Origin of the sequence: Gordonia sesuvii, assembly GCF_036350415.1 — a bacterium.
GTDB lineage: Bacteria > Actinomycetota > Actinomycetes > Mycobacteriales > Mycobacteriaceae > Gordonia > Gordonia sesuvii.
The window spans coordinates 813,530-835,089 of record NZ_JAZDUF010000002.1 but is presented as its reverse complement, the minus strand read 5'-3'; the positions used below and the strand labels follow the sequence as shown (position 1 = coordinate 835,089).

General features: G+C 66.5%; 15 protein-coding genes and 1 tRNA gene. 7 read left to right on the top strand and 9 right to left on the bottom strand.

Going from position 1 to position 21,560, the window contains the following annotated elements; genetic code table 11:
- Positions 1-15: 15 nt before the first annotated feature.
- A complete protein-coding gene (gene orn / locus VZC37_RS10540) occupies positions 16-615 on the bottom strand; it encodes an oligoribonuclease (RefSeq protein WP_330432400.1) in 600 nt (199 codons plus the stop codon).
- A gap of 33 nt (positions 616-648) precedes the next feature.
- Here orn and VZC37_RS10535 point away from each other — a divergent pair, with 33 nt between their 5' ends.
- Positions 649-2,277 (top strand): helicase HerA-like domain-containing protein, encoded by a 1,629-nt coding sequence (locus VZC37_RS10535; RefSeq protein WP_431309373.1) that lies wholly within the window; start codon positions 649-651, stop codon positions 2,275-2,277.
- 13 nt (positions 2,278-2,290) lie between these two features.
- Here VZC37_RS10535 and cmrA read toward each other — a convergent pair whose 3' ends face one another.
- The 6 genes from cmrA to VZC37_RS10505 form a co-directional block, all read right to left on the bottom strand.
- On the bottom strand, positions 2,291-3,097 hold the full coding sequence (gene cmrA, locus VZC37_RS10530) for a mycolate reductase (RefSeq protein ID WP_330432398.1): 807 nt from the start codon (positions 3,095-3,097) through the stop codon (positions 2,291-2,293).
- A gap of 126 nt (positions 3,098-3,223) precedes the next feature.
- Positions 3,224-5,287, bottom strand: a complete 2,064-nt coding sequence (locus VZC37_RS10525; RefSeq protein WP_330432397.1) for an NADPH-dependent 2,4-dienoyl-CoA reductase — start codon at positions 5,285-5,287, stop codon at positions 3,224-3,226.
- Between the two features lie 46 nt (positions 5,288-5,333).
- Positions 5,334-5,879 carry a PadR family transcriptional regulator gene (locus VZC37_RS10520; RefSeq protein WP_330432396.1) on the bottom strand — a complete coding sequence of 182 codons (546 nt, stop codon included), beginning with the start codon at positions 5,877-5,879 and terminating at the stop codon, positions 5,334-5,336.
- A gap of 68 nt (positions 5,880-5,947) precedes the next feature.
- Positions 5,948-7,627, bottom strand: a complete 1,680-nt coding sequence (locus VZC37_RS10515) for an ABC transporter ATP-binding protein (RefSeq protein ID WP_330432395.1) — start codon at positions 7,625-7,627, stop codon at positions 5,948-5,950.
- 311 nt (positions 7,628-7,938) lie between these two features.
- Entirely contained in the window at positions 7,939-9,126 is a 1,188-nt protein-coding gene (locus VZC37_RS10510; protein ID WP_330432394.1) for a globin domain-containing protein, read from the bottom strand.
- Positions 9,127-9,159: 33 nt separating this feature from the next.
- The gene (locus VZC37_RS10505) at positions 9,160-9,666 is read right to left on the bottom strand and encodes an RrF2 family transcriptional regulator (RefSeq protein WP_330432393.1); all 507 of its coding nucleotides are present in this window, start codon (positions 9,664-9,666) and stop codon (positions 9,160-9,162) included.
- Between the two features lie 111 nt (positions 9,667-9,777).
- On the opposite strand from VZC37_RS10505, the gene VZC37_RS10500 reads away from it, so the two are divergent.
- Positions 9,778-11,049 (top strand): uracil-xanthine permease family protein, encoded by a 1,272-nt coding sequence (locus VZC37_RS10500; protein ID WP_330432392.1) that lies wholly within the window; start codon positions 9,778-9,780, stop codon positions 11,047-11,049.
- A gap of 235 nt (positions 11,050-11,284) precedes the next feature.
- A complete protein-coding gene (locus VZC37_RS10495; protein WP_330432391.1) occupies positions 11,285-11,596 on the top strand; it encodes a hypothetical protein in 312 nt (103 codons plus the stop codon).
- A 44-nt stretch (positions 11,597-11,640) separates the two neighbouring features.
- Here the strand turns inward: VZC37_RS10495 and VZC37_RS10490 are convergent.
- Positions 11,641-11,714, bottom strand: a tRNA-Arg gene (locus tag VZC37_RS10490).
- 55 nt (positions 11,715-11,769) lie between these two features.
- Here VZC37_RS10490 and VZC37_RS10485 point away from each other — a divergent pair.
- A complete protein-coding gene (locus tag VZC37_RS10485; protein ID WP_330432390.1) occupies positions 11,770-13,797 on the top strand; it encodes a bifunctional copper resistance protein CopD/cytochrome c oxidase assembly protein in 2,028 nt (675 codons plus the stop codon).
- A gap of 123 nt (positions 13,798-13,920) precedes the next feature.
- The gene (locus VZC37_RS10480; RefSeq protein WP_330432521.1) at positions 13,921-14,361 is read left to right on the top strand and encodes a single-stranded DNA-binding protein; all 441 of its coding nucleotides are present in this window, start codon (positions 13,921-13,923) and stop codon (positions 14,359-14,361) included.
- 27 nt (positions 14,362-14,388) lie between these two features.
- On the opposite strand, the gene VZC37_RS10475 is transcribed toward VZC37_RS10480, so the two are convergent.
- Entirely contained in the window at positions 14,389-14,577 is a 189-nt protein-coding gene (locus VZC37_RS10475; RefSeq protein ID WP_330432389.1) for a three-helix bundle dimerization domain-containing protein, read from the bottom strand.
- Between the two features lie 281 nt (positions 14,578-14,858).
- Here VZC37_RS10475 and ettA point away from each other — a divergent pair, with 281 nt between their 5' ends.
- The gene (gene ettA, locus VZC37_RS10470; protein WP_330432388.1) at positions 14,859-16,532 is read left to right on the top strand and encodes an energy-dependent translational throttle protein EttA; all 1,674 of its coding nucleotides are present in this window, start codon (positions 14,859-14,861) and stop codon (positions 16,530-16,532) included.
- Positions 16,533-16,682: 150 nt separating this feature from the next.
- Entirely contained in the window at positions 16,683-21,506 is a 4,824-nt protein-coding gene (locus VZC37_RS10465) for an NAD-glutamate dehydrogenase (protein WP_330432387.1), read from the top strand.
- Positions 21,507-21,560 lie beyond the last annotated feature (54 nt).

The following is a 21,560-nucleotide window of genomic DNA, read 5'->3' as shown; positions in this document are numbered from 1 at the left end:
TGCCGATCCGCGTGTTCACGCAGGTCCGAGGTCCTTCACGATCGTGGCCAGTTGGTCGGCGTCCGGGCCCGGGGCCGGGACGAACGCGGCCGCGCGGTAGTACTTCAGCTCCCGGATCGACTCACGGATGTCGGAGAGAGCCCGATGGGACAGCCCCTTTTCGGGCTGCCCGTAGTAGACCTTCGGGTACCAGCGACGACACAGTTCCTTGATGGAGCTCACGTCGACCATCCGATAGTGGAGGTAGGCGTCGAGGGTGGGCATGTCGCGCGCGATGAAGCCCCGGTCGGTGGCGATCGAGTTACCCGCGAGGGGGACGGCACCGGAGGTCGTCACATGGGTGCGGATGTAGTCGAGGACCTGCTTTTCGGCCTCGGCGATCGTCACCGTCGATGATCGAACCTCGTCGGTGAGCCCCGAGGACGCGTGCATCTTCGCGACCACCTCGGGCATGGCGGCGAGGTCGGCTTCGTCGGCGTGGATGACGATGTCGACACCCTCGCCGAGAACGTTGAGCTCGCTGTCGGTGACGAGTGCGGCGATCTCGATCAGCTTGTCCGACTCGAGCCGCAGGCCGGTCATCTCGCAGTCAATCCACACCAATTTGTCCTGCACCCGGTCAACCTTAGTCGTCATAGCCGCGCGGCAATGCCTCGACCGCTATGGTCGGCTCTGGTGAGGGTCGAACCGACGGCTCGACGAGAGGACACGCACGTGGCCGACGCTGCTGCCACCATCGCTTCCGGCTACGCATTCGGAACCGCATCGATCGAACTCGGTTCGGTGTCGGTCGACGGACAGGTCGACCCGGCCGCGAAGGTGCGGATCCCGTTGGCGATGATGAACCGTCACGGCCTGGTGGCCGGTGCGACCGGAACGGGCAAGACCAAGTCGATTCAGGTCGTCGCCGAGCAATTGTCTGCCAACGGCGTGCCCGTGGTGATGGCCGACATCAAAGGCGACCTGTCGGGGCTGATGAATCCCGGTGTCTCCGGCGAGAAGATCGTCGAACGTGCGACGCTGACGGCCGACGACTGGGTGCCGGCAAGTTCACCGGTCGAGTTCGTCTCGCTCGGTTCTGAGGGCATCGGAGTGCCGATCCGGGCAACGGTGACCTCGTTCGGTCCGATCCTGCTCAGCAAGGTGTTGGGGCTCAACGCAACACAGGAGTCGGTACTGGGTCTGATTTTTCATTGGGCCGACCAGCAGGCCTTGCCGTTGTTGGATCTCAAGGACCTACGTTCGGTCATCACTTACTTGACGAGCGACGAGGGCAAGCCCGAACTGAAAGGTATCGGCGGTGTGTCGACTCAGAGCGCGGGGGTCATCCTGCGTGCGGTCGCGAATCTCGAGGCACAGGGCGGGGACACGTTCTTCGGCGAGCCGGAGATCGAGCCGGAGGACTTGATCCGCCTGGACTCCGAGGGACGTGGCGTGATCACACTGTTCGAACTCGGTGCGCACTCGGGTCGACCGGTGCTGTTCTCGACGTTCCTGATGTGGATACTGGCCGACCTCTTCGAATTCCTGCCCGAGGTGGGCGATCTCGACAAACCCAAGCTCGTGTTCATCTTCGACGAGGCGCACCTGTTGTTCGATGACGCGTCGAAGGCGTTCATCGAGCAGGTCGAGCAGACTGTCAAACTGATCCGCTCCAAGGGGGTTGGAGTCTTCTTCTGCTCGCAATTGCCCACCGACATCCCGGACGGCGTGTTGTCCCAGCTGGGTGCGCGGATCCAGCATGCGCTGCGCGCCTTCACCCCCGACGACCAGAAGGCCTTGCGCAGGACGGTGCGGACCTACCCGACGTCCGACGTCTACGACCTCGAGAAGGCCTTGACATCGTTGGGAACGGGTGAGGCGATCGTGACCGTGTTGTCGGAGAAGGGGGCGCCCACGCCGGTTGCGTGGACCGTGCTGCGTGCGCCGAGGTCGTCGATGGATGCGGTCGCCGCCGACGCGATCACAGCTGCGGCCAAGGCCGGGCCGCTGTATCCGAAATATGGCCGGTCCATTGATCGGGATTCGGCCTACGAACGGCTGGCGGCAAAAACTCTCGCGCCGGGTGAATCGCCTGATGCGCCGCCGCCCGCGCCCGAACCGATCAACGAGCCGCAACCGGCACCGGAACCGAAATCGATGTCGGAGGAGCCCAGTGTGATCACCGAGGTTCTGTCGAGCAAACCTGTCCAGAGCTTCCTTCGCCAGGCTGCGAGTCAGGCGGGCCGAGAGTTCAGTCGAGCCATCTTCGGCACCGGGCGTCGACGTCGCCGATGAGCGGCTGCGGAGATCAGTCGCCGCCCAGCTTGCGGTAGAACGTACCGACGATCGGCGCGACCACCGCGCGTGGGCTGTATCCGCCGGCGACCGACATCGCCTTCGACAAGGTTCCGGGCACGACGCGCATCTTGTTGTGCTCCAGTGCGTCCAGGCTCATCTCGGCGACCTTGGCGCTGGAATGCCAGAGGAAGTCGGGGACCATCCGATCGACGATGGAGGCATCGTCGGGGGCGGGGGTCTCGGTACGTACGGGTCCGGGGGCCAACAGCGTGATGTGCACTCCCTGTGCCGCGACCTCGCCACGCAGGGATTCGCTGAACGAGTTGACGAAGGCCTTGCTGGCGGCGTAGGTCGCGTTGTTCGGGATCGGCATGTTGCCGGCCGCGGACCCCACCATCAGGATGCCGCCTGACCCTCGATCGACCATCTGGGGCAGCACGGCAAGGGTCAGGTCGTGCACGGCGGTGACGTTGAGACGTACCTGCGCGCGTTCGTACTCGGGGTCGAGGTCGCGGACCGGGCCGAACGTGGCGATGCCCGCGTTGTTGCAGAGGATCGACACCTCTCGGCCGGCGAGTTCGGCCGACAGCACTTCCAGTGCACAAGGATCGGACAGGTCAACGGGGCGGACCTCCACCTGCACCTGGTGGGTGGCGCGCAGTTCGACGGCCAGGTTCTCGAGAACGTCGCCGCGCCGGGCGACGAGGATCAACGAATGCCCACGCGCGGCCAACGCCCAGGCGAGAGCCATCCCGATCCCTGAGGACGCGCCGGTGACAACGGCACGGGAGGACTCGGTCGGCGACGGGACACCCATGTCTGACGATCCTAGTCGGGCGGTCGGGGGGATCTCGATACACCGGCTCGCTGCGCTCGCGCGGTTACTCGATCGGCGGGGATACGCCCGCTGCGCTCGACGAAATCGAGACCCCCTCCGCCTTGGTCAGGCGATGCCCGCGGCCACCTCGGTGCCCTGTCGGATGGCCCGCTTGGCGTCGAGTTCGGCGGCCAGGTCGGCGCCGCCGATGACGTGCGTGGTGACACCGGCGACGGTCAACGGGTCGACGAGTTCGCGCACCGACTCCTGACCGGCACACACCACCACGTTGTCGACTTCGAGGATGCGGGTGTCGGTGACCTTGCCCTCGTCGTCGTGGAAGCTCAGGTGCAGTCCCTGGTCGTCGATCTTGTCGTAGGTGGCGCCCGAGATCTGTTCCACGCCCTTCATCTTCACCGTCGCGCGGTGCACCCAGCCGCTGGTCTTGCCGAGTGTCTTGCCCTGCTTACCGGGCTTGCGCTGCACCAGGTAGACCTGACGGATCGCCGGCAGCGGACGGGGTTTGGTGACGAAGCCGGGCTTGTCGCCGTCCTCGGTGACGCCCCATTCCTGCTCCCATTCCTTGAGATTCAACGATGGGGACTCGTCGGTGACGAGGAATTCGCTGACGTCGAAGCCGATTCCGCCCGCACCGATCACCGCGACACGCTTGCCGATCTCGCGGCGCCCGAGGACGGCGTCCGCATACGACATCACCATCGGGTGGTCCACCCCGGGGATGCTCGGGATGCGCGGGGTGACACCGGTTGCCACGATCACGTCGTCGTAGCCGCCCTCGATGATCTCGTCGGCGGTGACGCGCTTGTTCAGCACCACGTTCACACCATTGATCTCCAGCTGACGGGTGTAGTAGCGAATCGTCTCGCTGAACTCCTCCTTGCCGGGGATGCGGGAGGCGATGGAGAACTGGCCACCGATGCTGGAGCCGCCCTCGTAGAGGTCCACCTTGTGGCCGCGTTTGGCCGATGCGACCGCGGCCGACAATCCGGCCGGTCCGGCGCCGATGACCGCGACCCGCTTGGCGCGGCGCGTCGGTCCGAGCAGCAGCGTCGTTTCGCGGCCCGCCTGCGGATTGACGAGGCAGGAGACGTGCTTGCCGACGAAGGCGTGGTCGAGGCAGGCCTGGTTGCAGCCGATGCAGGTGTTGATCTCGTCGGCCCGACCCTCGCGGGCCTTGTTGGCGATCTCGGGATCGGCGAGGAACGGGCGCGCCATCTGGACGGCGTCGACGCGTCCGCGTTCGAGGATCTCCTCGGCGAGTTCGGCGGTGTTGATGCGGTTGGCGGCGATCAGCGGGATCGACACCTGGTCGCGCAGACGTTCGGTGAATTTCACGAACGCGCCGCGGGGCACCGAGGTGACGATGGTGGGCACCTGCGCCTCGTGCCAGCCGATGTCGGTGTTGATCGCATCCACCCCGTGCTCTTCGGCCTTACGCGCCATGAGTGCGACCTCGTCCCACGTCTGGCCGTTGCGGATGAGGTCGGCGATGGACTGGCGCAGGATGATCGGGAAATCACGCGGCACCTGGCGGCGCATCTCCTTGATGACCTCGACGAGGAACCGCTGCCGGTTCTCCGTTGAGCCACCCCACTTGTCGGTGCGATCGTTGGTGTGCGGGCAGAGGAACTGATTGATCAGGTAGCCCTCGCCGCCCATGATCTCGACCGCGTCGTAGCCGGCCTGCCTGGCCAGTTTCGCCGACCGTCCGAAGCTGCGGATGACGTGCCGGATGATCGGCTCGTTCATCTTGAGGTGTTTGAACGGGTGGATCGGCGACGGCTCGGAACCGGCGGCGACCTTGAACGGGTTGTAGCCGTAGCGGCCGGCGTGGATGAGCTGCATCGCGATCTTGCCGCCCTCGTCGTGCACGGCCTTCGTGACCCGTTGATGCCGCTTGACCTCGAGGACGTTGGTCATCTTGCCGCCCGCGATGGACAGCACACCGGTCCGGCTGGTGGCGAATCCGCCGGTGATGATCAGGCCGGCGCCGCCCTTCGCGCGCTCGGCGAAGTAGGCGGCGAGTTTGTCGGTGTCCCACACCCGATCCTCGAGACCGGTGTGCATCGAACCCATGATGAGTCGGTTCGGGATGGTCATCCCGCCGATCTGCAGCGGTTCGAACAGGTTGGGAAACTGCGGATTTCGCTCGGCCGTGTGGGCTGACATGGCGTTGCCTCTCGTGTCGGGATCGGTGGAGCGGTGATCGTGGGTGTCAGGTGGACATTTCGCGTTCGAGGGCGTCGATGACCTCGTCACACCAGTCGACGAAGCCCTGTTCAGACCGGATTCCGCCGCGCAGCACCAGATATTGGTGAAGTTTTCGGCCGGTCAGGCTGTTCGGGGTGGGGTAGTACGCGGCCTCGAAGCCATTGAACAGAGTCAGTTGGGCGAGATGTTCGTCCCGATGCGCCTTGAGCTCGCCGATGATGGTGGCCAGGTCGCCGAACTCGGCGGCGCGCAACTTGACTCCGAGGTCATTGCGCAGCGGCTGCAACGGGGTCGGACTCATCGCCCACTCCGCCAGGACTTCTCGTCCCGCATCAGAGATGGTGTAGACCTTCTTGTCCGGACGGCCGTCCTGGGCGACCGATTCGAAACTGACCAGGTCGTCGGCATGCAGCTTCTTGAGCGTGCGATAGATCTGCTGGTGGGTCGCCGACCAGAAGTAGCCGATGGATCGATCGAACTGCTGACCGATCTCGTAGCCCGTTCCGGGCCGTTCGGCCAGCGACACCAGGATCGCGTGTTCGAGCGCCACGAACTCAAACTAGCACTGCACTCATGCACTATGCAACCAAGTTCATATGCACCGAGTTGCGTATTGGGTCACCCGACGCCGACGACTCGATGCTGGGTCGAAAGGTGCCCGTCGCGCAGTTCGAGAATCTCGTCGGCGATCGCGATGACCTGGGCGTCGTGCGTGATGAGCAGTGTCGAGCGGCCGGCCGCGAGACGGCGCAGCGGTGGAAGAATGCGTTGCGTGGTCGCGCCGTCGAGTCCGGACGTCGGCTCGTCGAGGATGAGGACGGGGGTGTCGCGGAGGATCGCGCGCGCGATCGCGATGCGTTGGCGCTGTCCGCCGGACAGGGTGAGGCCGTCCTCGCCGAGGAGGGTGTCGTAACCGTTCGGCAGGGCCGAGATGAACGCGTCGGCGTCGGCGGCAACGGCGGCGTGCACCACCGACGTGCGATCGGCGTCGGGGCGGCCGTACGCGATGTTGTCGGCCACGGACGCGGCCGCGATGATCGGTTGCTGCGGCAACAAGGTGATGTGGTCGCGGATCGACGTGCCGGTGAGGTCGGCGAAGTCGCGGCCGCCCAACGTGATCTGGCCTGCGTCCGGCCGGCCGAACCGGCACAGCAGTGACGCGAGGGTGGATTTACCTGCGCCGCTGGGTCCGACGAGTGCCGTGATCGTCCCGGGCCGCAGTTCCAACGACACTCCGTTGAGCACGGTCGTCTCGCCCCGACGGACGGTCACGTCGCGGACCGCGATGCGATGGTCGGGCCCGGAGTATGGCATCGCGTGCGGGTGGTCGGAGTCGGTCGCCTCGAGGTCCAGCAGTTCGGCGAGGCGTTCCGCACTCACCGCCGCCGAGGCCAGTGCCAGCCGGACTTCGGCCAGTTCCTGCATCTTCGGATAGAGCATGCCGAGATACCCGGTGAGCGCGAGGAGTTCACCGACGCTGAGCTCGCCGGCGCGGACCTGCCACACGCCGGCGACAGCGATGGCCAAGGTGACGACGACCTGCCCGAAACCCATCGCCGCGCCGAAGCCGGCCTCGATCCGGGTCTGCGCCATGCGGGCGGTCAGCCACCTGACGCCGTGCCGATGGAGGCGGGCGTGCTCGCGGCCCTGCTGGTTGTAGGCGACGGCGGTCTCATGGCCGATCAGGGCAGCGGTGACTGCTTTGGCGATGTCGGCGTTGGCGATTCGTTCGTCGCGGGTCACCCGGGTCTGGCGGCTGCCGTAGACGGCCGAGATCGCCCACAGCGCCGGTACCGCGGCGAGCGCCACCGCGGCGACCTGCCAACTCATCACCAACGCGGCGACGACCAGGCCAGCGGTGTTCACCGCGGCGATCAGGAATTGCATCACCCCGGACCCGACGAGGTACTCAACGGCTTCGAGGTCACTCGAGTGGCGCGTGACCAGATCGCCGATTCCGAAGCGCCGCTGGGTGACCGGGGCGAGGCGTTGAACGTGGGTGAACAGCTGGTCGCGCAGTCGCAGAACGACGCGCTCGGAGATCCCGATCGCACACACCTGGCCGTGGTAGTCGGCCGCGGTCGACGCCGCGGTGATCAACAGCCAGAGCGCTGCGAGCTCGACGAACTGACCGACGCCGTCTGCCGACAGGGCGCCATCGATGACATCGGAGAGTACGAAGATCGCCACGATCTCGCACCCGGCGGCGAACAGCAGAAGCAGAGCGGCCCAGGAGAATCGAATGGCCTCCCCGGAGAGTGCAGGGGAGAAGCGGCGAAACGCGCTACGAGTGGTCAACGGTGCGTCCGATCAACACGGGGATGCCCCGGGCCGTGATCGGGGGTCACGGCCCGGGGCAGGGGATGGGTCAGGGCGGGGTGGACCCGCTCAGAACCACATCCAGTCCCAGCGATGCAGCCGGGGATTCCACACGCGACGACGGCGCCGCTGCGGTGCCGGGTGCTGTTGGCGACGTGAGGTGTTCGGCTTCGGGGTGGGTTGCGCCATCGAGATTCTCCTTTGGTGTTCCGTGTCGGCGACGATGCCGACCCGCAGAAACCTATGGCTGGTTTCTGCGGGCCTGCTGCTGCGGAACTGGGAGGTGGCTGTCAGGCCTGTGCGCCGCTGCGCAACAACTCGGGCCCGAAGGTTTCGTAATGGAGACGGTTCTCGTCCACTCCGCGGTCGACGAACTCGTCGCGCATGGCGGACAGGAATCCGCCCGGACCGCAGAGCATCACATGTGCAGAATGGTCGAACGTGATGTCGTGCAACGACATCTGGCCCGAGCGGACCTTCTCCGAGATCACGTGCGGTGACGCGTTCTCGTACCACTGGAAGAGTCGGGCGTCGGGCAGCGATTCGACGAGGGCGGCCAGGTGACCGCGGTGGGGCTGCCGGTCGCGGGACCGGTCCGCGTGCAGGACGGTCACCGGCCGCGCAACGCGGGACTCCGCCATCGCGGTGAGGAGTCCGATGACGGGGGTGCAGCCGATTCCGGCGGACGCGAGCACGATCGGCGAGTCGTCGTCGGGCAGCACCAGATCTCCGAACGGCGTGCTCACCCGCAGGGTGTCGCCCTCGAACACCTCGGCGTGCAGATACCCGGACACCTCTCCGGCCAACTTGACACTGATACGCCAGTCCGGAGCGCTCGGGGCGCCGGTCAGGCTGTACTGACGGATCTGATGCGCGCCGTCTGCCAACGGGACCTGCACCGAGATGTATTGTCCTGGAGAGAATGCGGGCAATGCGCTGCCGTCCGAGCTGGTGAGGGTCAGGGCGACCGTGTCGGGGGAGACCTGGAGTCGCTCGGTCACCCGTACGTCACGCCACACCTGCCCCGGCGTCACTCCGGCGGCTTCGTAGAGGCCGGTCTCGGTGGTGATCAGTAGGTCGGCCATGTCCCAGTAGACCTGATCCCACGCGTCGGCGACGGCAGGTGTGACCGCATCGCCGAGAACGGCGACGATCGCCGCGAACAGGTGCTCGTGGACCACGGAGTACTGCTCGCGGGTCACGCCCAAGGAGGCGTGCTTGTGCGCGATGCGATCGAGGATGAACCGTTGCCGCCGAACATCCGGCTCCAGCTGGAGCCGGGCGAAGGCGGCGACCGACCCGGCAAGTGCCTGGGGTTGTTCGCCGGTCTGTTGATGCGTGCGGTTGAACAGGTCCTCGCGCAGCTGCGGATGGGCGGTGAACAGGCCCTGGTAGAACCTCGTGGTGATCTCGCCGAGTGCATCCTGGACGGCGGGGAGGGTCGCGGCCAGGGTGCTGCGTTGACTGTCGGACAACATGTGGTGACTCCTGTTTCCTCGATGACGTTTCGGTCAGGGTGTGTGGGCGCCCGCCGACCTCGTACCGGGGTCGTGCGACGCATGTGGTGGCGCCAGGGACAGCAGAACAGCGGCGGTGGGTTCACGGACGAGATCGGCGACGGTCTGCTCGTCCAGGCTGGCGAAGAACGCCGCCCGGGCGCGCGCCAGTGCGCCGCGCAGCCGACAGGCCCGTCGGAGCGGACAGGGTTGGGGCCCTTCGCAATCGACCACCTCGCCATCGCCCTCCAGGGTGGCGGCGAGCCAGCCCACCCGCGCTTCGCGTCCCAGATCGGTGATCACCAGCCCGCCGCTTCGGCCGCGTCGAGAGTGGACCACGCCCATTTCGGACAGCCGGCCGACGACCTTGGCGACGTGGGTGTAGGGCACCGCGAGTTCGACTGCCAACGCCCTTGTGGTGATCGCTGTGGTGACTGCGGTTGTGTCCGAGCGCTTTTCGTCGGCCACGGCAAGTCGCATGACAACCCGGAGGCCGATGTCGGTGAACCGGGTGAGTTGCATGAGATGAGTGAACCATAATTGGAATCTGAAATGCATATTAAAAGATCGTGATGCCCGTCACGGCACTCGTTGCGGCAGCGAGGCGACCCGCGATGCCGCACACTGATTCCCATGGCGACACCGGAAACGCGATCGGGTGGGTTCTTCTCCTGGCGGCAGGTCGACGGAGGAGGGGTGATCGGCCCTGATGAACGACTGAGTTGGTCCCGGACTGTCGGGATCGGACTGCAACACGTGGTCGCCATGTTCGGGGCAACGTTTCTCGTGCCGGTCCTCACCGGCTTCCCGCCGTCGACCACCTTGCTCTTCTCCGGAATCGGCACCCTGCTGTTCCTGATCATCACGCGCAACCGGCTGCCGAGTTACCTCGGTTCCAGTTTCGCGATCATCGCCCCGGTGCTGGCTGCCACCGCATCCAACGGCCAATCCGCCGCGCTCGGCGGGATCGTGGTCGTCGGTGCGCTGCTGGTCGTCATCGGAGCGATCGCGCATTTCGCCGGCACCGGCTGGATCGAGGTGATGATGCCGCCGGTGGTCACCGGGACGATCGTGGCACTGATCGGACTGAACCTCGCGCCCGCCGCGAAGGACAACTACGAGCAGGACGCGGTCATCGCGACGATCGTGCTGGTTCTCCTGGTTGCGTCCGTGGTGCTGTTCCGGGGTCTGATGGGCCGTTTGGCGATCTTTCTGAGCGTGATCATCGGCTACGTGATCTCGCTCATCTTCGACAAGGTCGACACGAGCGGGATCGGCGACGCGGCGTGGATCGGACTACCGGACTTCCAGGCTCCGAGCTTCCATCTCTCGGTCATCCCGATGTTCCTGCCCGTCGTCCTCGTCCTGCTGGTGGAGAACATCGGTCATGTGAAATCGGTCGCCACGATGACCGGCATCAACTACGACCGCAGAATCGGCCGTGCCCTGGCGGCCGACGGCTTGGCGACGGTCATCTCGGGCAGCGGCGGCGGCACCGCCACCACCACCTACGCGGAGAACATCGGCGTGATGGCGGCCACCAAGGTGTACTCGACGGCGGCCTACTGGATCGCCGGAGCGGCGGCGGTGCTGCTCGGGCTGTCGCCGAAGGTGGGTGCGGTGATTGCGGCGGTGCCGCCCGGGGTGCTCGGCGGAGTCACCACGGCTCTCTACGGCCTGGTCGGCATCCTCGGTGTCAACATCTGGGTCTCCAACCGGGTCGACTTCGGACGGCCCATCAACCAGTTCACCGCGGCGATTCCATTGATCATCGGAATCGCCGACTACACGTGGGTGGTGGGGGACCTCAACTTCGGCGGCATCGCGCTCGGCGCCGCCGCGGCGTTGCTCATCTACCACTCGATGGCGTTGATCGGGCGGTGGCGCGGGACGGTCACCGCCTGACGGTCACCGTCCGAGGAGGGGCGCGGGACGGTTCAGTCCTTGCTTCCCGGAATCCCCACGAAGAAGCCGATCCCGATGATCACACACGAGACGAAGGCCACGGCCGGCATCACCCACATGAAGTCCATGCGCAGGATGCTACGAGGGATTCGGCGCGCATGTCGGGTTTCGGAGTCGCAAAGGGACTTTCGTCCTCTCTCAGCAGCACCGTCCACCATGGCGGTACGGTCCGGGTATGCGAGACGACGTCACGCGAGGTGATGGCGACGATGTCGAGGTCAGTGCGCTGGCGATCAACGTTGCGATTCCGGAGCACCTGCAGTGGGCCGACGTGCGGCGCGATGTCGAGTTCCGCCTGACCACGCTCAACGTCCGCATGCTGTCGGACGGTCGGCTCGCGGCCAGGGCCTACGGAAGGCCCACGGCTGGGGGCCGAGGGGCCTACACCTCGTTTCGCGTACCCGACGATCCCGAGATCGCGGCGTTGATCGATCACGCCGCGACCCGCGCGGCGGCGATGTGGGCGGGACATCGCGGCCTGGGTTGAGGTGCGCGTCCCGAGTGAACGCGGGAAGTCGGTCAGTTCGGCGGTGCCCCCGGCAGGACTCGAACCTGCGACCTAGGGATTAGAAGGCCCTTGCTCTATCCACCTGAGCTACGGAGGCTGGTACCGCTCAGGGCGGCAGCGAGGGCGAGTATATCCCGTCCTACAGTTGACCCATGACCAGCGCAACGCCGAGAGCTCCGGCCGACCCCGGCCGCGACTCGATGCATGAGCATCGCGGTGTGGTCGCGGGTCTCGCCTGGGCGGTGGGTTGGGTGGCTGCCCTCGTGGCGATCGTGGCCACGGCATTGTCGGCGGCGTCCGCGATCGAACTCGCCGGGGTCCCCGATCCCGGATGGCCGACGACGTACGGCGTCGCGGTCGTGACCGTGATCGGGCAGGTGGGTGCGGCGATCGCGGTCGGATCGTCGATGTTCGCGGCGTTCTTCGTCCCGCCACAGTCCGACGGGGTCCTGGACGTCGGTGGCTATCGGGCGATCCGGATCGCGGCGACCGGGTCGCTGGTGTGGGCGGTCTGCGCGGTGTTGATGATTCCGCTGTCGATCTCCAACGTCAGCGGACAGCCGTTGTCCGAGACGCTGCGGCCGTCGAATCTGATCACGGCCTATCCGCAGGTCGCCGACGCCACCACCTGGCTGTGGACGGCGATCTTCGCCGTGGCCGCCGCTGCGTTGGCGCGGATCGTCCTGCGTTGGGGCTGGACGGTCCCCGTCCTCGGCATCGCACTTCTCAGCCTGATGCCGCTCGCACTCGCCGGACATTCGTCGACGGGCGGCAACCACGATCTGGCGACCAACAGCCTGATCCTGCACATCGTCGGCGCGACCGTGTGGATGGGTGGCCTCTTCGCGGTACTCGTCTATGCGTTCGCCGGCGGCCGTTGGCGGGCGCTGGCGGTGCGCCGGTTCTCCCGCGTGGCGTTCTGGGCGATCATCGTCGTCGGCGTCAGCGGCGTCATCAACGCATTCGTGCGGATGTCCCTGTCGGATCTGTTCACCGACGTGTACGGCGCCCTGGTGCTCGCCAAGGTGGCGGCGCTGGTGCTCCTCGGTGCGCTCGGATGGTGGCATCGGCGAGTGACGATCGCGCGGCTCGAGGACGGCCCGGCCGAGCGCTCGCTGTTCGTCCGATTCGGCGTCGTCGAGTTGTTGGTGTTCGCGGTCACCTTCGGTGTGGCGGTGGGGCTGTCCCGGACGCCGCCACCGATCGGTGAGATCGCCGACATCAGCGCGGTCGAGAACCAGATCGGCTATCGCATCGACGGACCGCCGACGCTGGCGCGAATCGCCTTCGACTGGCGCTTCGACATCCTGTTCGGGACCCTGGCACTCGTTCTGGCGATCGTCTACCTACGCGGGGTGATCCGCCTGCGCCGACGTGGCGACGCATGGCCCGTGGGACGCACCGTTGCCTGGATCCTGGGGTGTGCACTACTGCTGTTCACCACGTCCTCCGGGCTCGGGCGCTACTCGCCGGCGATGTTCAGCGTGCACATGATCGCTCACATGTCGATGTCGATGATGGTGCCGGTGCTGCTGGTCCTCGGAGGTCCGGTCACCCTGGCCCTGCGCGCGCTGCCGCCCGCGGGACGGGGCAATCCGCCCGGACCACGGGAATGGATCCAGTCGGCCCTGCACAGCGCGCCGTCGCGCTTCGTCACCCACCCGGCCATCGCGGCAGTGCTGTTCGTGGGCAGCTTCTACCTGCTCTACCTGAGCGGGCTGTTCGAGACCGTCGTGCCGTACCACGCCGCACACCTGCTGATGAACGTGCACTTCATCGTGAGCGGGTACCTCTTCTACTGGCTGGTGATCGGCATCGACCCCGCGCCCCGCCAGGTGTCCCCGGTGGCGAAACTCGGAATAGTCATGGGGTCATTGCCGTTCCACGCGTTCTTCGGTGTGGCGTTGATGATGACGAGCGCCGTCATCGCCGAGGGCTACTACCTGGGTCTCAACCTGCCGTGGGACTACACGCTGGCCGACGACCAGCGGGTCGGCGGCGGCATCGCGTGGGCCACGGGTGAGATCCCGCTCGTCGTGATCATGCTGGCCTTGTTCGTCCAATGGCGTCGCCAGGACGAGCGGCAGGCGCAACGGCTGGACCGTCGCGCCGATCGCGATCATGACGCGAACCTCACCGACTACAACGAGATGCTCAGAGAACTCAACAAGAAACGCTGATCGACCCGACTCGCGGCGTGTTGTCCACAGATCGTCTCTGGACCGGTTACGCAGCCGTGCGATGCCCGATGCTGTCGGCAGTCACGGAGAACCGTGGCGCTCGACGAGCCGGAGGAGCCGATCATGTACGAGACCTACACGACCGTCATCGGGACAGTGGTGTCCGATCCGCGTCATCGCGAGACCACCACCGGTGAGCCGGTTATCTCGTTCCGCGTTGCCTGCAACTCACGGCGCATCGACAAGCGCAGCCAGGAATGGGTCGATGGCCCCACGCTGTATCTGACCGTGAGTTGTTGGCGACGTCTGCTGGCAGGGGTCTCGCAGGCCGTTGCGAAAGGCCGACCCGTGATCGCACATGGACAGATCAAGACCAACGAGTACGTGACCGCCGACGGGGAGAGACGTGCCGACCTGGAGATGACCGCGAGTGCGGTCGGGCTCGACCTGAGTCGGTGCGTGGTGACATACGCAGGGGCGGCGGACCACGGTCGGGCGCCCGTGGACACGGCGGTCATCGGCGCGGACGGAAGCCACGCCCAGGGGCGCCCGGCGGCGGCGTGAACCTGCCTAGTGTCCCGCGTCGGGACACTAGAACTCGAGGCTTGCCCGCACGCGGCGCTCGACGAGGAGCGGCACGAAGTCACGCACGCGGGCGGTGTCGAAGTCACGGACCACCGTGTCGAAAGTGTGGCGGACCTCGTCGGGCGAGCGGTTGGGGTAGGCGGCCTGGATTCGACCGGCGACTTCGTCGAGGACTCGTTGCTCATCGGTGGTCATACCGAGGATGGTACGTTCCGGACCGGTTGTTCCATTGAGGAGAAAGTCCTGATCAGGACGTGATTTCGACCACCCTGACACCCAGTGCGCGAGGGAAGTGCGTACCGCATGCCGACAGGGCGGGGGGCGCGCCCCGGTCGGGGCGTCAGACCATTAGGCTTGGAGCGAGTTGTGGCAGTCCGCCGCATGGCCGGAGCCGCGTAGGGATTTGCTCGAGAGAGCCCATAGATGGCAACACGATGCGTGGCAACGAAAACCAGGGTCTGAAGGAGATTTCGTAAGTGGCTGAGTTCATCTACACCATGAAGAAGGTGCGCAAGGCGCACGGCGACAAGGTCATCCTCGACGACGTCACCATGTCCTTCTACCCGGGTGCCAAGATCGGCGTCGTCGGCCCCAACGGCGCCGGCAAGTCGTCGATCCTGAAGATCATGGCCGGCCTGGACCAGCCGTCGAACGGTGAGGCCTTCCTCGACCCCGAGGCGACCGTCGGCATCCTGCTGCAGGAGCCGCCCCTCAACGAGGAGAAGACGGTCAAGGAGAACGTCGAGGAGGGCATGGGCGAGATCAAGGTGAAGCTCGACCGCTTCAACGAGATCGCCGAGCAGCTCGCCACCGATTACTCCGACGAGCTCATGGAGGAGATGGGCAAGCTCCAGGAGGATCTGGACAACGCCGATGCATGGGACCTCGACTCGCAGCTCGAGCAGGCGATGGATGCGTTGCGTTGTCCGCCCGGGGATTCGCCGGTGACCCATCTCTCCGGTGGTGAGCGCCGCCGAGTCGCACTGTGCAAGCTCCTGCTGCAGAAGCCGGACCTGTTGCTGCTCGATGAGCCCACCAACCACCTCGACGCGGAGAGCGTCCTGTGGCTCGAGCAGTTCCTCGCCGCCTACCCGGGCGCGGTCCTCGCCGTGACACACGACCGCTACTTCCTCGATCACGTCGCCGGCTGGATCTGCGAGGTCGACCGCGGCCAGCTGCACCCGTACGAGGGCAACTACTCGACCTACCTGGAGAAGAAGGCCGAGCGGCTCGAGGTGCAGGGCAAGAAGGACCAGAAACTACAGCGTCGCCTCAAGGAGGAACTGGCGTGGGTGCGCTCGGGTGCCAAGGCGCGGCAGACGAAGAACAAGGCACGACTCGCGCGGTACGAGGAGATGGCGGCCGAGGCCGAGAAGACACGCAAGCTCGACTTCGAGGAGATCCAGATCCCCACACCGCCGCGTCTGGGCGATGTGGTCGTCGAGGTCTCGCACCTCGACAAGGGTTTCGAGGGTCGGGTACTGATCAAGGACCTGTCGTTCACGTTGCCGCGCAACGGCATCGTCGGCGTGATCGGTCCCAACGGTGTCGGCAAGACGACCCTGTTCAAGACGATCGTCGGGCTCGAGGAGCCGGATTCGGGCTCGGTGAAGGTGGGCGAGACGGTCAAGCTGAGCTACGTCGACCAGGGCCGCGCCAACATCGACCCGAAGAAGACTGTGTGGGAGGTCGTGTCCGACGGGCTCGACTACATCGAGGTCGGTCAGAACGAGATGCCGTCGCGTGCCTACGTCAGCGCGTTCGGCTTCAAGGGCCCGGATCAGCAGAAGCGCTCCGAGGTGCTCTCCGGCGGTGAGCGCAACCGCCTCAACCTCGCGCTCACCCTGAAAGAGGGCGGCAACCTGATCCTGCTCGACGAGCCGACCAACGACCTCGACGTCGAGACCCTCGGCTCACTGGAGAACGCGCTCGAGCAGTTCCCCGGCTGCGCCGTGGTCATCTCCCACGACCGGTGGTTCCTGGACCGGACCTGTACCCACATCCTGGCGTGGGAAGGCAACGTCGAAGAGGGCAAGTGGTTCTGGTTCGAGGGCAACTTCGAGGCATATGAGGCCAACAAGGTCGAGCGCCTCGGTGCCGACGCCGCGCGACCGCACCGCGTGACGCACCGTCGCCTGACCCGCGACTGAACGAAGAGTCGCGTCCTCGCGGTTCGGAGGACACGCGGCGTCGATCCCGGGCCGCGCAGGCGTGAGGATCACTACCATCGCAGGCAGGGAGGTACACCCGGAGATTCCGGGTTCCTGCCTCGCCGCGATGGGGTGAGTGCCGTGACGAACATGACATCGCTTCTGCCGCAAGCGATTGCGCGTTACTTCGGCACGGCCTCGGCGTTCGCGGACGACGCTCGGTACCCGGATCCCGATTCCTTCGACGACGAGGAAGTGGGACGGGTGCGGCGTCATCTCGAAGTGGCCGAGACGCGTGCACCCGGTCGCACGCTCGTCGACGTCGTGGCCACCGATTCCGGTGGGATCGAGGTCGTGGTCGTCAACGACGACATGCCCTTGCTGGTCGAGGCCGTGCTGGCCACCGTCGAGGCGCATGACCTGGTGGTCAGTCGGATCGACCATCCGGTGATCCCGGTCTTGCGCTCGGCGGACGGTGTGCTCGTCGATTTCGCGCCGGATGATCCGAGTGCGGTCGAGTCCTGGATCTTCGTCGTGGCGCTCTCCCGTCAGCCGGAGTTCGACGCCGATGCGCTCACCCGGGAACTCACGGAGGTCATCGGGAGGGTCGCCGACGTCGACCAGGACGTCGCGACCATGCGGGAGAAGTTGACCCGCCTCGCGGGGGAGTGCATGTCACCGCCGCCGTCCGCCGAGGGCGGCCTGCTCGCGGGCGAGCGTCGGGAGTACGCACGACTGCTCGAGTGGTTCGCCGGCAACCACTTCCTGCCACTCGGGTACGTCCGGGCGATCGACGAGTCGTCGTCCTCCGATCGGCTGGGGATCTGGCGCACCGAACAGGTGTCGTCGGCGTTTCCGACCTCGGTGACGGCGCCGCTGTTGCCCGTGGTGTCACGGGTCTACCTCGAGACCGGTATCCAGCGTTCGGATTTTCCCACGCTGCTGCAGATCCCGGCCTTCGACGACGACGGCGCACACGTCGGCGAGCATCGATTCGTCGGTACCTTCACCTCGTCGGGGTTGCACCAGACGGTGCTCGACGTCCCCGTCCTGAGAGCCAAGGTGCACGGTGTGCTCGGCCGGGCGAAGGTCGACGAGGACTCGTTCGCCGGGCAGTCGATGCTGGAACTGCTGCAGAACTATCCGCTCGTGGAGATGTTCGCGGCCTCCGACGAAGAGCTCGGTCGGCGGGTGGACGAACTGCTGGACGCCGTCGCCACCCGTTCGTTGCGGTTGTTCGTCCGCGCCGATCCGGCCGGTGAGATGGCCTCCGCGCTGGTCTACCTCCCGCGTGACCGCTACAACACGAAATCGCGCCTGGAGCTCCAGTCCCATCTGCTGCGCGCGCTCGGCGGTTCCGCGATCGAATACACCGCTCGGGTCAGCGAGATGCCGCTCGCGTTGTTGCAGGTCCTCGTGCGCGTGGACGCCGACGTCGCGCGCTCCCTCGGAGCCCTCCACACCGGCAGCGACGCACAGCGCAGTATGCAGGCTCAACTGGCCGACGCGATCCGCAGCTGGGACGAGCGGGTACGTCAACTGGCGCGCGCGGTCGACGCGCAGCAGCCGGCCGCGGAATGGCCGCAGGGCGGCGCCGACGCGGTTCTGCGGATGCTGCCGTCGCTGTCCGACGACTACAAGGAGCAACGCAGCCCGCGGGACGGGCTCGCCGATCTCGTCCACGTCACCGGGCTCGCGCCAGGGGATCTGACGGTCACCCTCGGTCGTCCGCTCGGCGACGAGGAATCCGAGGACACCCCGCCGATCGTGGGTATCGACGGCACCGACGACGGTCGCCGCCTGCGCGAAGAACGCTGGACGTTCACCCTCTACCTCTGCGACGAGGCCGCCACCCTCACCGACGTTCTGCCCGTTCTGCAGAGTCTCGGGCTCGACGTCCTCGACGAACGCCCGTATCACCTTCGCCGCAACGACGGATCGTCCTGCTGGGCCTACGAATTCGGTGTCCGACTGAGCGAGGGCATGACCATCGACACCGGCTCGCTCGACGACCTCGAGCATCGCTTCACCGACGCGTTCCGGCAGATCTGGCGGCGTAGCGCCGAGATCGACGCGGTGAACGAACTCATCATCCGCTGCGGCCTCACCTGGCGAACCGCGGCGATGCTCCGCGCCTACGGCCGCTACCTTCGGCAATGCGGATTCGCTTACACCACAACACATGTGGCGTCTGTACTGGGCGATCACAAGGCCGTGACGCAGGGCCTCGTCGAACTGTTCGCGGCCTCGTTCGACCCGGAGTCCGCCGACGAGACCCGGCGCCGCGCCGCCCTGGATGCGCTGCGTAGCGAGATCGGTACGGTCATCAGCCTGGATGCCGACCGGATCCTGTCGGCGTTCGCGGCGGTGGTCACGGCGACGTCGCGGACCAACTTCTTCGTCACCGACCCCGACGGCGTCCGGCAGTCGGTGATGTCGTTCAAGTTGCGCCCCCGCGACATCCCGCAGGCGCCCCAACCCAAGCCCCTGCACGAGATCTTCGTGTACTCGCCACGAGTCGAAGGCGTGCACCTGCGGTTCGGCATGGTCGCGCGCGGCGGACTGCGGTGGTCGGACCGGCGGGAGGACTTCCGGACCGAGATTCTCGGCCTGGTCAAGGCACAGGCGGTGAAGAACGCGGTCATCGTCCCGGTCGGGGCCAAGGGCGGCTTCGTCGTGAAGCGGCCGCCCGCTCCCACCGGCGAATCCGCCGCCGACCGCGACGCCCACCGGGCCGAAGGGGTCGCGTGCTACCGCGCTTTCATTGCCGGGCTGCTCGACGTCACCGACAACATCGACCGGCAGACCGGGGTCGTCGTCCCCGCACGGTCGGTGGTCCGTCGCGACTCCGACGACCCGTATCTGGTGGTCGCGGCCGACAAGGGAACCGCCGCGTTCTCCGACATCGCCAACGAGGTCGCGGCGGACTACCGCTTCTGGCTCGGCGACGGATTCGCCTCCGGCGGCTCCGCCGGCTACGACCACAAGGAGATGGGCATCACCGCCCGCGGCGCCTGGGAGTCGGTGAAGCGGCATTTCCGAGAGATGGGTGTGGACACCCAGTCCCAGGGCTTCACGGTGGTCGGCATCGGCGACATGAGCGGCGACGTGTTCGGCAACGGGATGTTACTGTCCGAGCACATCCGGCTCGTCGCGGCATTCGATCACCGCCACGTGTTCATCGACCCCGATCCGGATGCCGCCACCGCGTTCCGCGAACGGGCACGGCTGTTCGAGCTGCCGCGGTCGTCCTGGGACGACTACGACGTGTCACTGATCAGCCGCGGCGGCGGCGTGTGGTCGCGGCATCAGAAGTCCATCCCGGTCAGCGCAGAGATGCGCGAGGCGCTGGGAATCGAGGGTGATACCACCGAACTCTCACCACCCGAGCTGATCCGGGCCGTGCTGCTCGCCCCTGTCGACCTGCTGTGGAACGGCGGAATCGGCACCTACATCAAGTCGTCGGCCGAATCCGATGCCGATGTCGGTGACAAGGCGAACGACGCCATCCGGGTCAACGGTGATCAGCTGCGGGCCAAGGTGATCGGGGAGGGCGGCAACCTCGGGGCGACCGAACGCGGGCGGATCGAGTTCGACCTGTGGGGCGGACGGGTCAACACCGACGCGATGGACAACTCCGCAGGTGTCGACTGTTCCGACCACGAGGTCAACATCAAGATCCTGCTCGACTCCGCGGTGTCGACCGGCGACATCGGCGGTGTCGAACGCACCGAACTGCTCGACTCGATGACCGCCGAAGTGGCCGATCTGGTGCTCGCCGACAACGTGTCGCAGAACTCCGAACTCGGCTACTGCCGGACGTTCTCGCAGGACCGCGTCGACGTCCACGTGCGGCAACTCGCCGACCTGGCAGACACCTACGGGGTGGATCTCCACCTCGAGGCCCTGCCGGAACCGGCGGAACTACGCAAACGGTTCGACGTCGAGCCGCACCGCGGACTCACCTCACCCGAACTCGCCACCTTGATGGCCCACGTCAAACTCGCGACCAAATCGGATCTGCTGGCCACCGACCTGCCCGACAACGACGTGTTCGACGAGCGACTCGGCCGCTACTTCCCGGTGCCGCTGCGCAACCGGTTCGCCGACGGCATCCGCTCCCATCGCCTGCGGCGCGAGATCGTCACGACGACGCTGGTCAACGACGTGGTCGACAAGGCCGGTACCACCCACCTGTTCCGGCTGCGTGAAGGCGCCGGCGCATCCACCGAGGAAGGCGTCCGAGCCTACGTGGTCGCATCGGCCGTGTTCGGGATGGACGCTCTGTCCGAGCGAATCCTGCACGCACCGGCCGCGGTCGGCGTCATCGACGAGATGATGCTCTACGCACGGAGGCTGCTGTTCCGGTCGTCGCGCTGGCTGCTGGCCTTCCGGCCGCAGCCGCTGGCGATGGCGGCCGAGATCACCCGCTACCGTGAGCGGGTCGCCGAACTGACCGCCTTGCTCGACAGCTGGCTCGGGACGAGTTCGGCCCTCGACGTGGACCAACGGGTCGAGCACTATCGGTCGTGCGGTGTACCGGAGGACCTTGCGCATGACGTCGCGGTGAGCCTGCACAGGTTCTGTCTGCTCGACATCATCGACGCCGCCGAGATCGCCGATCACGATCCGGTCGAGGTCGGCGAACTCTACTTCGGTGTCATGGAGCATTTCCGCATCGAGGAACTGCTCACCTCGGTCTCCGATCTCGACTACGGCGACCGATGGCATGCCCTGGCGCGCTTGGCTCTTCGCGACGACATGCACGGTGCACTACGCGCGATCACGTTGAAGATCCTGGAGATCGGTGAGCCCGACGAGACGGCGGCGGAGATGATCAGCGAGTGGGAGTCGTCGCACTCGTCACGGCTGTCGCGCATGCGGACCATGCTCGCCGACATCAACGACCTCGTGGACCCCGATCTCGCGACATTGTCGGTGGCCGCCCGGCAACTCCGTAGCGTCATCCGCTGACACGGCCCGCAGCATGACGGGACACTCGATGTCGGGTCGGCGCGATCGCTGGCC